At 70.4% G+C, this 14,998-nt stretch carries 12 protein-coding genes; 6 read left to right on the forward strand and 6 right to left on the reverse strand.

Annotated elements, in window-relative coordinates; genetic code table 11:
* Positions 1 to 257 precede the first annotated feature (257 nt).
* From ACQPXM_RS17805 to dacB, 4 genes are all read right to left on the reverse strand, one after another.
* Positions 258 to 533, reverse strand: coding sequence for a DUF4365 domain-containing protein (locus tag ACQPXM_RS17805; RefSeq protein ID WP_432949950.1), 276 nt, complete (start codon positions 531 to 533; stop codon positions 258 to 260).
* 205 nt (positions 534 to 738) lie between these two features.
* Positions 739 to 1,692 carry a GNAT family N-acetyltransferase gene (locus ACQPXM_RS17810; protein ID WP_432949952.1) on the reverse strand — a complete coding sequence of 318 codons (954 nt, stop codon included), beginning with the start codon at positions 1,690 to 1,692 and terminating at the stop codon, positions 739 to 741.
* Complete coding sequence (locus tag ACQPXM_RS17815) at positions 1,689 to 2,642, reverse strand: GNAT family N-acetyltransferase (RefSeq protein ID WP_432949954.1); 954 nt, start codon at positions 2,640 to 2,642, stop codon at positions 1,689 to 1,691. The genes ACQPXM_RS17810 and ACQPXM_RS17815 overlap by 4 nt, the downstream gene beginning before the upstream one ends.
* Before the next feature lie 62 nt (positions 2,643 to 2,704).
* Positions 2,705 to 4,276 carry a D-alanyl-D-alanine carboxypeptidase/D-alanyl-D-alanine endopeptidase gene (gene dacB / locus ACQPXM_RS17820; RefSeq protein ID WP_432949956.1) on the reverse strand — a complete coding sequence of 524 codons (1,572 nt, stop codon included), beginning with the start codon at positions 4,274 to 4,276 and terminating at the stop codon, positions 2,705 to 2,707.
* Between the two features lie 247 nt (positions 4,277 to 4,523).
* Between dacB and ACQPXM_RS17825 the strand changes: the two genes are divergently transcribed.
* The 4 genes from ACQPXM_RS17825 (at position 4,524) to ACQPXM_RS17840 (ending at position 9,583) form a co-directional block, all read left to right on the forward strand.
* Complete coding sequence (locus ACQPXM_RS17825; protein WP_432949958.1) at positions 4,524 to 5,906, forward strand: family 43 glycosylhydrolase; 1,383 nt, start codon at positions 4,524 to 4,526, stop codon at positions 5,904 to 5,906.
* A 131-nt stretch (positions 5,907 to 6,037) separates the two neighbouring features.
* Positions 6,038 to 8,191, forward strand: coding sequence for an alkaline phosphatase family protein (locus ACQPXM_RS17830; protein WP_432949960.1), 2,154 nt, complete (start codon positions 6,038 to 6,040; stop codon positions 8,189 to 8,191).
* 4 nt (positions 8,192 to 8,195) lie between these two features.
* Positions 8,196 to 8,963: an MBL fold metallo-hydrolase gene (locus tag ACQPXM_RS17835; protein WP_432949962.1), complete on the forward strand. Its 768-nt coding sequence runs from the start codon at positions 8,196 to 8,198 to the stop codon at positions 8,961 to 8,963.
* Positions 8,960 to 9,583: a DedA family protein gene (locus ACQPXM_RS17840; RefSeq protein ID WP_432949964.1), complete on the forward strand. Its 624-nt coding sequence runs from the start codon at positions 8,960 to 8,962 to the stop codon at positions 9,581 to 9,583. The genes ACQPXM_RS17835 and ACQPXM_RS17840 overlap by 4 nt, the downstream gene beginning before the upstream one ends.
* Positions 9,584 to 9,595: 12 nt before the next feature.
* Here the strand turns inward: ACQPXM_RS17840 and ACQPXM_RS17845 are convergent, their stop codons facing one another.
* Positions 9,596 to 10,237: a TIGR03085 family metal-binding protein gene (locus ACQPXM_RS17845; RefSeq protein ID WP_432949966.1), complete on the reverse strand. Its 642-nt coding sequence runs from the start codon at positions 10,235 to 10,237 to the stop codon at positions 9,596 to 9,598.
* A 117-nt stretch (positions 10,238 to 10,354) separates the two neighbouring features.
* Between ACQPXM_RS17845 and ACQPXM_RS17850 the strand changes: the two genes are divergently transcribed.
* Both ACQPXM_RS17850 and ACQPXM_RS17855 read left to right on the forward strand, forming a co-directional pair.
* On the forward strand, positions 10,355 to 12,208 hold the full coding sequence (locus ACQPXM_RS17850; RefSeq protein WP_432949968.1) for an ABC transporter ATP-binding protein: 1,854 nt from the start codon (positions 10,355 to 10,357) through the stop codon (positions 12,206 to 12,208).
* Complete coding sequence (locus ACQPXM_RS17855) at positions 12,205 to 14,013, forward strand: ABC transporter ATP-binding protein (protein WP_432949970.1); 1,809 nt, start codon at positions 12,205 to 12,207, stop codon at positions 14,011 to 14,013. Before ACQPXM_RS17850 ends, ACQPXM_RS17855 begins: the two co-directional genes overlap by 4 nt.
* 586 nt (positions 14,014 to 14,599) lie before the next feature.
* On the opposite strand, the gene ACQPXM_RS17860 is transcribed toward ACQPXM_RS17855, so the two are convergent.
* Positions 14,600 to 14,920 (reverse strand): Fe-S cluster assembly protein HesB, encoded by a 321-nt coding sequence (locus ACQPXM_RS17860; RefSeq protein WP_432949972.1) that lies wholly within the window; start codon positions 14,918 to 14,920, stop codon positions 14,600 to 14,602.
* Positions 14,921 to 14,998: the final 78 nt, after the last annotated feature.

Below are 14,998 nucleotides of genomic sequence, written 5' to 3' on the forward strand. Positions count from 1 at the left end.
TGCGACGTGATGACTGATTCAACTCGCCTGCCTGTCGACGTATCGCCGAAGATCGTCGAAGTTCAAGAACTCATGCAGGGTAGAACCGCTCGAGTCCATGATCGCGAGATTTCCGTCAGTGCAACTGAGCCTCTCATAGAATGCCCACGGCAGGCTCGATTGTTGTTTCTGGTGAATCGCCCGCACGCCTGCTCATCAACTCGATCTGTTCAGCGATGCGGCCGAGGGCACCCGGTCTGTGCTCACCGGTCGGAAAGTCAACCATGATCTTTGGGCTCTCGCTCCGGTGTCTGAGCAATCTCCCAGTATGTCAAGTCGGCCTCTGCGTCCCACGCCGATAGGACTACAGGTTCCCAGAATCGCTTCCAGTTATTGAGGTGGGAGACCTTGAATGGGTACTGGATGAATCGATCTTCTCGCGTCGTGTGCCGAGACATGTGGCGAGTGGCCTTCGCTTGTACGAAGAGGCAGTGTTCCGTAGCCTCTTCGCCGTAGTCTTTACCCATGCGCTCAGCACGATCATGCGAGTGCATCCAGGGCTCCAGCCGACGCCGGTCCCTACTCGGATGTCATTGGATCCTGCTAGCAGCTTTGCGCCTTGAATGAGGCGCTCGTTCGATTGAGTTCCCGTCGGCGCGAAATCCTTGTGTGACGCGACGCAGGACAGTTGGGGCGAGGGGGAGATGTCCGGTTCGACAAGTGGATCTGCGGCTTCGAAGTCCAGCGCTACCGTCGATCTCAGTTGCCAAGCGGCACGTGCTTCTCCCAGATGTCCGTGACGACCGTCGGCCGCATGCCGACGCCCAGGTAGAGCCCGACGGCGGGCGTAGGGTTCGAGCTGTCGACGTGCAGCATCGTGCCGGTCAGCCCGGCCGCCGCGTCCCGCGCGAACTGGTCCCGCAACAGGAACTTCGCCAATCCCCGCCCACGCGCTTGGGGCAGTACGCCGAGCCGGCCGATGTAGTTGCAGTTGTCGCTGCTCCGGAAGTTGTCGCTGCACTCGCGCACCCCGACCGGCTCCCCGTTCAGCTCGGCCACGGTCAGCTGCGACCAGTCGAAGGCCGACCGCGACTCGCGGGAAGCCACCCAGTCGTCGTACGGCCGCGGCGCCGCCCCGGGCTGCGTGTCGAACGCCCCGGCGATCACCGCGTGCGCCGCCCGCTTCGTCGCCTCGTCGAACGCGCCGACCCGCAGCTTCACCCCGGCCGGCGGTTCGGGCGGGGGCGTCGCGGTGGTGTGGTCGATGCGCATCAGTTGGATCGACGTTTTCACGGCGAACCCGCGCGCGGCGGCCATCCGCCCCGCTGCCCGGTCCTGCTCGAGCTGCCCGAAATGGAGCTGCACGCCGGCTAGGGCGTGCGCGCCGGCCTGCGTGTTCGCGCCGTCGATCGCCGCGTCGAACAGCCACTCCGCCACTGCCGGATCCGCCGCGAACACGTCCAGGTCCACCTGCGCTCGATCGCGTTGCAGCACCGCGGTCGCACTGCCGACGAGCTTGTCGCCGTCGTGCACCAGCCAACTGCCGTGGGCCAAATCCATCGCCGGGTCGCGCAGGTAGTCGGCGACGTTCTCCAGGCTGTGCTTGGGAAACCCGAGCAGCGCCGAGGTGTACGCGCCCATCTGCGCCGCGATCGCCTCCGCGTCGGCGAGCTCGGCGGGTCGAACAGTGAGCCCCGCGGGCAGCTCGTTCATGCGATCGCCAGGTTGAATCGCCATGCGTCGATCACCAGCGTCTGCCGCATGCCGACCGACAGGTACAGGCCGAGCGCGGGCGTTGGATTGTTCGTGTCCACGTGCAGGATTGTCCCGGTCCGCCCGGCCGCCGCGTCCTCCGCGAACGCGTCGCGCAGCAGGAACTTGGCCAGTCCCCGCCCGCGCGCCCGCTCCAGTACGCCGAGCCGGCCGATGTAGTTGCAGTTCTCGTCCGGTACGAACTCGTCAGTGCACTCCCGGAGCGCGACCACCTCATCGTCGAGTTCGAGCAGCGTGATCTGCGACCAGTCGAACGTCGACCGCGACTCGTGCGCCGCCACCCACTCGTCGTACGGGCGGGCCACGAAACCGAATTGCCCGTCGAAAGCCGCGTTCAGTACGGCGTGCGCCGCACGCCGGCTCGCATCGTCGAGTGCGCCGCGGCGGACCGTGATCCCGGGCGGCGGCGCTGGAACCTCGACCTGTTGGGTGTGGTCGATCCGCATCCGGTGGAATGTCGTACCGGGGCGGAAGCCGCGATCAGCGAGCAGTGCCCGCTTGTCCTCGTCTGTTCGGTACACACCCAGGTCGACGGCGATCTCCGCGTGCCCGTGGGCGCGGCCGAGTTCGGCCGCCCGGGTGAGGATCTGATCGAGCAGCCAGTCGCTGACGAGCCGGTCGGCGGCGACCACGTCGATGTCGACGGCCCGGTGGTCGCCCTTGCCGAAGACGGTGCCATAGCCGGTCAAGTCGTCCCCGGCGAAGACCAGCCAGCCGTCGCGGTCCAGCGCGAAGCCAGGTTCGGAGAGCTCGTCGATCATGTCGTCGAGGGTGTAGTCGGCGAACCCGACGGTCGCGAGGTTGCGGGCGGCGATCAACGCGAAGATCCGCTCTGCGTCGCTCGTCGCCGGCCGGCGAAAGGTCAGGTGGTCGGGCAGCGCGGCGGTCATCCCCACATCGTGGAGACGACGCACCGCGCTGTCCACCGCAATTACGTCCGACCTTCAGCGCGTCAGCAGGCCTTGACCCATTCGCCGCAGGTCTCGTCGGCGACCGTCGCGCGCTTGGTCGACGGCGCGACGGCGGCCGGTGGGGCCGTGTCGGACCACGAGGCGAGGGTGACGGCGACGGCGTCCTCGACCGAGCGCGGGCTGGTGAGGTAGTTGTTGCTGATCATCGAGAAGACGAGCTTGCGGCCATCCTTCGTGGAAACGTAACCCGACAAGGCAGTGACGCCGGTGAGGGAGCCTGTCTTCGCGTGCACGTTGTTGGCTGCGGGTGTGCCGGCCATGCGGCTGCGCAGCGTGCCGCCGATGGTCCGGTCGGGGTTCCCGGCGATCGGCAGCGCGGCGTACCACTGCGGGAACCACGGCTCCTTCTGGGCCGCGATCAGCAGATCCGTGACGCTCTGGGCGGTCACGTTGACCTTGCGGGACAGGCCCGAGCCGTCGGAGAGGCGGATCTTCGATGTGTCGACGCCGACGCTGCGCGCGTAGTCGGTGACCACGCCGAGTCCGGCCGACCAGCTGCCGTCGGCCTCGGCGACCGCGCCCATCGCCTTGACCAGCGTCTCGGCGTGCATGTTGTTCGACAGCTTGAGGAACGGGCTCATCAGCTCGCCGACCGTCATCGACTCGTCGCGAGCCAGCCGGCGCGCGGAGGCGACGGGCGTCGCGGCGACCTTGATCCGCCCGTCGACCCGAACGCCCTGAGCGGCCAAAGCCCGGCGGAACACGTCAGCGGCGTACACCTCCGGCTCCCAGACGGTCACCCACTCGGTGCCGACGCTGCTGCCGGCGGGGACCGAACCAGTGACCCGTACGACGTTGGTGCCGTGGTCCCGCTCGATGGTCAGGGTGTTGGCCGACCCGGCCGCGCCCGTGGTCGCCGTGCTGACCAGCTTGAGGACGCTGTTCGCCGGGACCAGTTTCAGGCTCACCGGCGCCCCGACGGTGCTGCCCGGGCGGCTCTCGACGATCGCCGTACCGGAGTCGTAGTCGGTGTCCGGCGCGAGCGTCAGGGCCGAGATCTGGGCGCTGTAGTAGAACGGCTCGTCGTCCCAGGCCCAGCTGTCGCCGAGGCGGACGTGGTCGAAGTAGGTGTCGTCGGCGACCAGGTCACCGTCGATCCGCCGTACGCCGGACTGCGCGACCTGCTTGGCCAGGGCGACGTAGTCGGACTCCAGCGCGGTCGGGTCGCCGTACCCCTTGAGGTAGAGGTTGCCGTCCAGCTGACCACCCCGGACCGGCGCCGTGGCCAGTACGTCGGTGTGGAAGCGGTAGTCCGGCCCGAGCGTGTGCATCGCGGCCGTGGACGAGAACAGCTTCGTGTTCGAGGCCGGCAGCAGCCGGGTGCCGCCGGCGCGGTCGTACAGCGTCTCGCCGGTGGTCGCGTCGCGAACCACCAGCCCGACCTGCGACCCCTGGAAGCGCGCGTCGGCCAGCAACGTGTCGAGCTGCTGCTGCAGCCCGGTCGGCGCGGCGGCGGGGGACCCGGCGGTCTGACCGACCAGTCCTGCGGTCGCCGCGAGCGCCGCGGCGACCGCGACGACTCCCCGTGGTGACACCTTTGGTAAGAACTTCACGAGAACTCCAACCCCTCTGGCGGAAAACAACTAAACGGAGTCAACACCCCCGGAGCGCCGGGGTCCAGCGATCGGCGAAGCGGACGTGCAGCACTGACCAACCCACGCGACACGCCGCAGCAGGCCACTCCGGACGGCGTGTCGCGGTGGTTGGTCAGTGCTGCACGTCCGGGGCCGGCCTCTACTCATCCAGGTGAATCGATGGAAAAGTGGGCTGCGCAGGTACCGCCCCACCTGAGGAGTTCCGATGCGCAGACGAATTCTGGCCGCGCTGGTCGTCCTGACCGCGCTCGCCACCACCAGTCCCGCCTCGGCCGCCGTCGCCGAGCCAACAGCCGCCGTCGAGCAGAAGGCCACCGCCGACCGCCAGGCCGCCGCCGACCGGACGGCCACCGCCGGTCAGAAGGTCGCCGCCGCGGTCTTCCCCCGCGCGGTGATCAACGAGGACTTCCCCGACCCGGACGTCATCCAGGTCAACGGCACTTGGTACGCCTACTCCACCAACAACGGCCGCGGCCACGTCCCGACCGCCTCCGCCCCCAGCCCCGAAGGCCCCTGGACGATCCGCGGCGACGCGATGCCCGGCGGCCCATCCGCCGGCTGGGCCCAACCCGGCCGGACCTGGGCGCCGGACGTCCACCCCAACCCGGACGGCAGCTTCACCCTCACCTACACCGCTTGGCACAAGTCGTCCGGCCGCCAGTGCATCGGCGTCGCGACCGCGAGCTCACCGCTCGGCCCGTTCAGCCCGGTCGGCAGCCAGCCGCTGATCTGCCCGCTCAACCTCGGCGGCGCGATCGACGCGAACACGTTCGTCGCCAACGACGGCACCCGCTACCTGCTCTGGAAGAACGACGGCAACGCGATCGGCGTCAACTCCACTCTCTGGCTCACCCGTACGACGAACAACGGCACCGCTCTCACCGGCGGCAACACCGCGCTGATCTCCTCCAGCGGCGTGATCGAGGCCCCCGACCTGGTCCAGCGCGGCAGCCAGTACGTGCTGTTCTACTCCGGCGGCAGCTACACCGGCTGCGAGTACCTCACCTCGTACGCCGTCGCGCCCAGCCTCTCCGGACCCTGGACGACGGCCTATCGCTCGCTGATGACGACGGCGAGCTTCGACAACCACGTCTGCGGCCCGGGCGGTGCCGACTTCACCAACGACAAGGTCTTCCTGCACGGCTGGGTGAACGGCTCCCGCCACCTGTACGTCGCCGACCTCGGCTGGGCCAACGACTACCCGGTGGTCCGCGGCAGCCGGGTCCGGACCGAGGCCGAGCGCGGCACGCTCAACAACTGCCGGGTCCGCACCGGCGCGGCCGGAGCCTCCGGCGGCGCGGTCGCGGCGTACATCGACTTCGCGGACTCCTGGGTGCAGAACACGTTCTACGCGCCGCGAGCCGGCAGCTACACGCTGTGGGTCGGTTACGCGAACGGGTCCGGCGGCACCGCCAGTCACGGTGTGGTTGTCAACGGCAACAGCCAGGGCTCGGTCAGCTACCCGGTCACCGGCTGGGACAACTGGCGCCAGACCTCGGTCAGCGTCACGCTGAACGCCGGCTGGAACACCATCCGGCTGACCAAGGGCAACGCGTACGCGGAGGTCGACTACTTCGAGCTGCAGTGAGGGTTCACCCGTGCCGGGCTCAGGGTTCTCCCCGGAAGCACCCGTCCGTTGCGTGGCGCGGCGGCCCGGCTGTCGGTCCGGCCTCGTAGTCTCGTTCTGGTAGCGAACTACTCGAACGGGGAGTCCGACGGTTGGCCAAACCACCTGAACAGATCTCCGGCGACCGGCGCCGGCGTCCGATCTGGCTCGACGTACGCCGGACCACGCGTGGTCTGCAGGCGTTGCTGCTCGGCGGCCTCGCTTCGTTCGCTTCCTTGGTCATCACCTTCTGGACACTGCCGCAGATCAGCAGCGACGGCACGCTCCCGGTCCTCCGCCTGGTGCTGCTGCTGGCCGTGATCGGGCTGCTGATGCGGTGGCTGCTGGCCGGGCTGGCGATCCTGATCGGCTCGATCGGCGTCCTGGTCGGCGGTCTGCTCTCGCAGTTCGGCGTGGTCTATCTCGGCGTGACCCTCGACCCCGGCGTCAACCTGCACGGCGGGGTCGAGGCGCCGGTCCTGGTCTCAATCGTGATGTCGTCGGTGAGCGCCTTCGTCGGCTGGATCGCGTACGCCGGCAGCGACGACGCGTACGTCGCCGAGGTGATGCGCGGGGTCCGCCGCAAGGCCCGCCGGATCCAGCCCGCGCCGAAGACCGGCATGCTGATCATCCAGATCGACGGCCTGTCCGAGCCGCTGCTGAACTGGATGGTGATGTCGGGCAACCTGCCACATCTGGGCGGCTGGATCCGCGACGGCAGCCACTCGATGCTCGGCTGGCACACCGGCGTCCCGGCGACGACTCCAGCCAGCCAGGCGGGCATCCTGCACGGCGGCTCCGGGCAGATCCCGGCGTTCCGGTGGTACGAGAAGGAGACCGGCCGGGTGATGGTGACCAACCGGTCCCGTGACGCCGCCGAGATCGAGGCCCGGATGTCGACCGGTCGCGGGCTGCTGGCCGACGGCGGGGTCAGCATCAGCAACAACTGGTCCGGTGACGCGCCGAACTCGGTGCTCGTCTTCAGCCGGGCCGCGCTGCCGCCGACCCGCAGCCGCGGCTACGTCCGGTTCTTCACCAGCCCGCAGGGCGCCGCCCGTGGGCTGGTGCTGTGCGTCGGCGAGATGATCAAGGAACTGCACCAGGCCCGGCGGCAGCGCCGGCGCAAGCTGGTCCCGCGGGTCAACCGCGGCGGCGCGTACATCTTCCTGCGGGCGATCTCCAACGTGCTGCTGCGCGACCTCAACGTCTCGCTGATCACCGACGAGCTGGTCAAGGGCACCCCGGTGATCTACTGCGACTTCGTCGACTACGACGAGGTCGCGCACCACGCCGGTCCGACCCGGCCCGAGTCGCTGCAGACGCTGGAAGGCCTCGACCGGGTGCTCGGCGCGCTGCAGCGGATCATCGACACGCTGCCGCACTCGTACGAGATCGTCGTGCTGTCCGACCACGGCCAGAGCCAGGGCTCGACGTTCCTGCAGCGCTACGGCCGGACCCTCACCCAGGTGGTCGACGACCTGGTCGACACCACCAAGGAACCGGTCGCGGCGACCGGCCGGTCCGAGGGCTGGGGACCGGTGAACGCGTTCCTGACCGAGCTGAGCCTGCGCCGCAGCGTCGCCGGGACCGTCACGCGCAAGGCGCTGCACGGCCACGCGCCCCGAGGTGAGGTCGAACTCGGCCCGCGCGACTGCGAGCCGCCGGTCGCGGCCGACGAGCAGATGGTCGTCACGGCGTCCGGCAACCTCGCGCTGATCTACCTGGCGACCACCCCGGGCCGGGTCCCGCTGGAGGAGATCGAGCTGCTGCACCCACGGCTGGTGCCCGGTCTGGCGATGCATCCGGGCATCGGTTTCGTCGTGATCGACTCGCTGGCCGAAGGTCCGGTCGCGATCGGCCGGGCCGGGGTGCACGTGCTGCGGACCGGGCGGATCGAGGGCCAGGACCCGCTCGCGCCGTACGGGCCGATGGCCGCGGCGTCGATGCTGCGGCAGGCCGAGATGCCACACAACGGTGACCTCGTGGTGGTCAGCCGGCTCGACGAGTACACCCACGAGGTGGCCGCGTTCGAGGAGCTGGTCGGCTGCCACGGCGGCATCGGCGGCTGGCAGACCGACGCGGTGCTGGTGCACCCGCGCCGCTGGGTCGTCGACGAGCCTCCCGTAGGCTCCGACGCGGTCCACGAGCTGCTGATCGGCTGGCTCGACCAGCTCGGTCAGCGCACGCGGCCGGAGGTGGAGACGGTGGACCTGGTCGACGCGGGCGAGCGGATCGCCGGCCCGAAGGACGCGAGTGTGGAGGCCTGACGCGGTGCGGATCACCTGGTGGGGGCATGCCACCACCACCATCGAGGACCAGGGCACCCGGCTGCTCACCGATCCCGTACTGACGTCCCGGATCGCACACCTGCGCCGTCGGCGCGGCCCACTGCCGCTGGCCGACGCCGGGAGCTGTGACGCGGTGCTGATCTCCCACCTGCACGCCGATCACCTGCACCTGACGTCGCTGCCGCTGGTCTCGCCGGACGCCGCGCTGATCGTGCCGCGCGGAGCGGCGCGGCTGATCCACGCCGACGCGGGCAAGGCCTTCTCGGACCGCTGCATCGAGGTTGCCCCCGGCAACCAGGTGCGGATCGGCGGACTGGACATCACGGCGGTCACCGCCGACCACGACGGCCGCCGGCTGCCCTGGTCGCCGTACAGCGCGCCCGCCCTCGGCTACCGGGTGGAGAGCTCGCCCAGCGTCTGGTTCGCCGGCGACACCGACCTGTACGACGAGATGGCGGCCGAGGTCGGCCCGGTCGACCTGGCGCTGGTCCCGGTCGGCGGCTGGGGTCCGTCGCTCGGGGTCGGACACCTCGACCCGGTCCGCGCCGCCGAGGCGGTTCGGCGGGTCGGAGCGCGGTACGCCGTACCGGTACATTTCGGCACGTTTTGGCCGATCGGCTGCGAATGGCTGAAGCCGGAGCTGTTCCTGCCGCCGGGGGACCGGTTCAAGGCCGCGATGGCCGCGATCGACGAGCGCGTGACGGTGGAGGTCCTGGTGCCCGGGCAGTCGACGGAGGTGGTGGCGCCGTGAGCGGTGACGCCCACTTCGACATCTGGTACCTCGTCGTGCTCGCCGGGGCGGTGCTGCTCGGCGCGGTGCTGCCGGTGCTGCCGACCGGCGCGGCGGTGTCGGCCGGGGCGGTGCTCGCCTCGCACAACAACCCGGTCTTCGGCCTGCTCGGGGTACTGATCGCGGGGGCCGGTGGCGCGTATCTCGGCGACCTGATCGTGTACGCCGGGTGCCGCGCGGGCGGGGAGCGGCTGGCCAAGCGGATCGGCTGGCTGCGCGACAACGCGTCGCTGGAGGCGTTGAAGGAGCGACTGGCCGAGCACGAGATCACCGTGCTGCTGACGTCCCGGCTGATCCCGGGCGGACGCGTGCCGGTGTTGCTGGCCGCCGGGCTCGCGGGCTATCCGTGGCACCGGTTCGCGGTGGTCGACCTGACCGCGTCGTCGCTGTGGGCCGCGGTCTACATGGCGATCGGCCTGCTCGGGTACGCACTGTTCGACGAGCCGTGGCAGGGCGTGCTGGCGGCGATCGTGCTGGTGCTGCTGACGACGGTCATCAGCAGCCTGGTCCAGCGTCGTCGGCGCAAGAAGACCGGCGGCGGAGCGGAAGCAGCGGGCGAGCCGGAGCCCCACGCCGGCTGATCGCGTCCGTGCTCAGATACCGAAGGACTTGCTCTGCAGTTGCGCGGTGATCTCCGGGTCCCCGTCGAGGTCGACCTGAGCGACGGACTGCCGGCCGAAGCAGAACAGCACCAGCTCGACCGGCTCCCCGGTCACGGTGACCGAACCGGCCGCCGTCGGCTTCTTCACGACCGCCTCCCGCCCGTCCGGCAGCCGCAGCACGATCCCGCTCGGCGCCGAACGGACCATCGACCGCGCGGCCAGCTTGAGCTGCTTCCACAGCCCCTCCTGCTGCTCGGCCGGCAGCGCCCGGACCTGGAAGTCGGGCACCGCCCGCCGGACGTCCTCGTGATGCACCAGGTACTCGGTCGTGTTCAGCTTGTGGCCGATCCCCGGCAGGTTGTAGATCGACACCGTCGGCGGCCCGGAGCGGACCTTCCCGACGAGTTCGGTGAAGCTGTACCGCGTCTTGACCGCGGCCATCCGCCGCTCGGTGGTGTCCGCCAGCGCGGGAATCATGATGCCCGGCCCCGCGATCGGATCGGACTCCCGGACGTACAGGTGGGCGGCCAGGTCGTGGGTCGTCCATCCCTCGCACAGCGTGGGCCGGTCAGGCCCGACCTGGTCGAACAGATCACACAGAGCTAGTCGTTCCACCCGGCTGTAGTCGGTCACAACTCGATCGTAGTTGTCGGTCCCCAATGGCAGAATGTCATTCGTTGTCAGTCTCACTGGCTGCCTTGACACCTGACAACGCCGTACACCTGACACTGTCGTCGCGAAGGATCTCCTGTGCCGTTGCCGAAAGTCCCCAGCAAGGGGAGCGTGACCCGGCGCGGGTTCGCGGTCCTGCGCGTCGCGATCCACGAAGAGCCATGGGTGTTCGCGCTCTCGGTGGCCGCGAGCATGCTGTACGGCGCGATGACGGTCGCCGACGGCTGGGCGCTCGGCTGGGCCACCGACCACGTGATCCGCCCGGCGCTGGAGCGCGGCGACACCACTTTCGGCGCGATCGCGGCGCTGGTCTCGCTGTTCCTCGGCATCGCCGTGCTGCGCGCGATCGGCGTGGTCGGCCGGCGGATCGGGGCCGGCGTGATGCAGTTCCGGCTGCAGGCGACGTACCGGCGGCGCGTCACCCGGCAGTACCTGAAGCTCCCGCTGGAGTGGCACCACCGGCACCCGACCGGCCAGCTGCTGTCCAACGCGAACGCCGACGTCGAGTCGATCTGGTTCGTGATCGCCCCGCTGCCGATGGCGATCGGCGTGATCGCGATGCTCGCCTTCGCGACCGCCGCGATGTTCGCCGCGGACTTCTGGCTGGCGCTGGTCGGCTGCCTGGTCTTCCCGCTGGTGTTCATCGCGAACGTGATCTTCCAGCGCACCCTGCAGCCGCTCGCCACCCGCGCTCAGGAGTTGCGCGCCGACGTGTCCGAGGTGGCGCACGAGTCGTTCGACGGCGCGCTGGTGGTCAAGACGATGGGCCGCGAGGCGGCCGAGACCGAGCGCTTCACCGCCCCGACGATGGCGCTGCGCGACGCGAACATCGCGGTCAACAAGGCCCGTGGCGCGTTCGACCCGGTGATCGAGGGGCTGCCGCGGATCGGCGTCCTGCTCGTCTTGCTGGTCGGCGTCGGGCGGGTGCGCTCGGGCTCCGCGGACGCCGGTGACGTGGTCCAGGTCGCGTTCCTGTTCACGCTGATCGGCTTCCCGATCCGTGCGCTCGGCTGGGTGCTCGGCGAGCTGCCCCGCTCGGTCGTCGGCTGGGACCGCGTCCAGCGCGTGCTCACCGCCGAGGGCGGGATGGAGTACGGCGACCAGAAGCTCACCTCGATCCACGCCGCGCGGCTGGACGTCGAGGACCTGCACTTCGGCTACCTGCCCGAGCGCGACGTGCTGTCCGGCGTCGACTTCACCGTCCGGCCGGGACGCACGGTCGCCGTGGTCGGCCCGACCGGCGCCGGCAAGTCGACACTGACCACGATGCTGACGCGGCTGGTCGATCCCGAGCAGGGCGCGGTCCGGATCGACGGCGTCGACGTCCGCGACCTGGCCCGCGACGAGCTGGCCGGTTCGGTCGCGCTGGTCGCGCAGACCGCGTTCCTGTTCGACGACACGATCCGGGGCAACATCACGCTCGGCGGCGACTACGCCGACGACGACATCTGGGACGCGCTGCGGATCGCGCAGGGTGACGCCTTCATCCGGTCGCTGCCCGAGGGGCTCGACACCAAGGTCGGCGAGCGCGGTACGACGCTGTCCGGCGGCCAGCGGCAGCGGATCGCGCTGGCCCGGGCGCTGGTCCGGCGCCCGCGGCTGCTGATCCTGGACGACGCGACGAGCGCGGTCGACCCGCAGGTCGAGGCCCGGATCCTGGCCGGCCTGCGCAGCGCCGTCCAGGGCGGCCGGTCCGACACCACCGTGCTGGTGATCGCGTACCGGAAGGCCACGATCTCGCTGGCCGACGAGGTGCTGTTCCTGGACGAGGGACGGATCGTGGCGCAGGGCACGCACCTGGAGCTGCAGGAGAAGTCGCCGGAGTACCGCAACCTGGTCGACGCCTACGAGAAGGACGCCGCGCGGCGGGCCGAAGAGGCCGAGCTCGCGGCCGAACTGGACGATCTGGACAGCGAAGGAGCAAGCGCGTGAGTGCCGCCCAGTCAGCCACCACGGCGACCCGGCTCGACCACGGGGACAACGCCGGGGGGCTCGACACCCTGCGCCAGGGCATCAAGGTCTCGCCGGAGCTGGCCCGCGGCTGGTGGATCACCGGGCTGCTCGCGCTGACCATGACCGCCGGGCGGATCGTCGTACCGATCGCGGTGCAGCAAACCATCGACAAGGGGCTGTCCGGGCCTGGTGGTCCGGACATGTCGTTCGTGGCGTGGATGTGCGCGGTCTGTGCGGCCGGGATCCTGGTCACCGCCTTCGCGTCGTACCTGACGACCGTGCGGCTGGCGGTGAACTCCGAGAGCGGCCTGGCCACGATGCGGATCAAGGCGTTCCGGCACGTGCACGACCTGCCGGTGCTGACCCAGAGCACCGAGCGGCGCGGCGCGCTGGTCAGCCGGGTCACCTCCGACGTCGACACGGTGTCGCAGTTCCTGCAGTTCGGCGGGTTCATCTTCCTGGTCAGCATCGGGCAGATGCTGCTCGCGACCGTCGTGATGTTCGTGTACTCGTGGCAGCTCGCCCTAGTGGTGCTGATCTGCTTCATCCCGCTGTTCGCCAGCCTGAAGTCGTTGCAGCGGCTGATGTCGTCGGCGTACGGCGTGGTGCGGGCGAAGGTCGGCGAGATGCTCTCCGCGATCGCCGAGCCGGTCGTCGGCGCGCAGGTCGTCCGCGCGTACGCGATCGAGCGGCGGACCCAGCAGCGCATCGACGCCTCGATCGAGGACTACCGCAAGACCGCGACCCGGGCGCAGGCGATCACCGGGATCACGTTCTCGATCGGTGGTCTGGCTGCCGGTCTGGCGAACGCCGGGGTGCTGACGGCCGGCGTACTGCTCGGGGTGGACGGGCACGCGACGCTGGGGGAGATTCTGGCGTTCATGTTCCTGGTCGCGCTGTTCTCCGACCCGGTGCAGATCGCGACGCAGGTGCTGACCGACGCGCAGAGCGCGTTCGCCGGATGGCGGCGGGTGCTCGGCGTGATCGCGACGCCGGCCGACGTGGTCGACCCGGGCTCCGACGGCGTCACGCAGGCGCGGGGGCCGATCACGGTGGAGTTCGCGGACGTGAACTTCGCCTATCCCGAGGGTGAGCTGGTGTTGCGGGACGTGAACGTCCGGCTGGAACCGCACACGCGCGTCGCCGTCGTGGGGGAGACCGGGTCGGGTAAGACGACGTTCGCGAAGCTGCTGACGCGGTTGATGGACCCGACGTCCGGGGCCGTGCTGCTGGACGGCGCGGACGCGCGGACGATCGCGTTCAGTTCGCTGCGGGAGCGGGTGGTGATGGTGCCGCAGGACGGGTATCTGTTCGACTCGTCGCTGGCGGACAACGTGCGCTTCGGGCGACCGGAGGTGACGGACGTCGAGCTGCTGGCGGCGTTCGAGTCGCTCGGCCTCACCGACTGGTTGGAGTCGCTGCCCGACGGTCTCGACTCGCCGGTCGGCCAGCGCGGTGAGTCGCTGTCGGCGGGGGAGCGGCAGCTGGTCGCGCTGGTCCGCGCGAACATCGCCGACCCCGACCTTCTCGTCCTCGACGAGGCGACCTCGGCCGTCGACCCCGGCACCGAGGTCCGAGTCAACGCGGCCCTCGAACGGTTGATGAGCGGCCGGACGTCGGTCACGATCGCCCACCGCCTCTCCACAGCCGAAGCCGCCGACGAGGTCCTCGTCTTCGACCAGGGCCGAGTCGTCGAGCGCGGCCCGCACGCGGAGCTGGTGCAGCTCGGAGGCGTCTATTCGCGCCTGCACGCCAGCTGGATCGCCCAGCGCTCGGCGGGCTGATCGGGGCGCCGCATCGTCGCGAGGACGCTGCGGCCTCCGGCACGGGAAGCATCGCGTCGAACCGGGACTGTGCCCGCGCGCGGCTCGTCCCCGCGCCTGCTCCGGCAGGCCCGACCCTCGCCCGCCCTGGGCGGGTTGTCCCCGCGCCTGCTCCGGCGGGCCCGACCTGCGCCTGCTCCACGCGGCAAGTCGCGCCCACTCCGCGCGGCTTGCCGCTGCGCCCGCTCCGCCGGGCTTGCCGCCGCTCCTGCTCCGGCGGGACCGACCCTCGCCCGCCCTGGGCGGGTTGTCCCCGCGCCTGCTCCGGCGGGTCCGACCTGCGCCTGCTCCACGCGGCAAGTCGCGCCCACTCCGCGCGGCTCGTCCCCGCTCCGCGCGGCTTGCCGCCGCGCCTGCTCCGGCGGCCCGGTCTCGCCAGCGCCGCGCCGTGTGGTCCTCAGGTCCATCCGGCAGCGTGGTCGCCGGTCCTCGGCGCCGCGTTCGTCCCCTCGCACACGGCGAAGCGGGCCGGAGTCGGGAGGAAAGGGGCTCCGGCCCGCTTCGTCGTTCGGGCGGGCATGTTGGTGAGGCAACACGCCCGAGCTCATTACGGCGTCGGCACGGAACCGTTCTCCCGGCCGGCGCCCGGCTGCGGCACCAGCAGGAACTCGACGCCGCCCTTGTCGTCCACCGCGGCGTCCAGGATCTTGTCGTCGAGCGTGTTCGCCGCGTTCTGCTCCAGGAACACCCGCGCGCCGCTCTCCTCGAGCACCTGGTCACCCGGCACCGGAGCCTCGGTCGTCGTCACCGCCAGCGAGGGATCGGTCGGGTTCTCCTGGGAGATCCGCACCCCGGCGCCCTCCGGCGCTCCGTCGACACCGGTGATGCTCTTGATGACCAGAGTCGCGTTCTCGGTCAAGGTCAGCACAACTACTCCTCGTTTCGATGACACGGTGAGCCCGCCCCGTGCCCGATCGCCCGAACACCAAACACGGCCCGTCCGAAA

Source organism: Kribbella sp. CA-253562 (assembly GCF_050942265.1).
In the GTDB taxonomy this organism is placed as follows: domain Bacteria; phylum Actinomycetota; class Actinomycetes; order Propionibacteriales; family Kribbellaceae; genus Kribbella.

Bases quoted from the DNA above. Each gene is read 5' to 3' on its own strand.
- ACQPXM_RS17805 (WP_432949950.1), bottom strand. From the start codon at position 533: ATGCACTCGCATGATCGTGCTGAGCGCATGGGTAAAGACTACGGCGAA.
- ACQPXM_RS17810 (WP_432949952.1), bottom strand. From the start codon at position 1,692: ATGAACGAGCTGCCCGCGGGGCTCACTGTTCGACCCGCCGAGCTCGCC.
- ACQPXM_RS17815 (WP_432949954.1), bottom strand. From the start codon at position 2,642: ATGACCGCCGCGCTGCCCGACCACCTGACCTTTCGCCGGCCGGCGACG.
- ACQPXM_RS17825 (WP_432949958.1), top strand. From the start codon at position 4,524: ATGCGCAGACGAATTCTGGCCGCGCTGGTCGTCCTGACCGCGCTCGCC.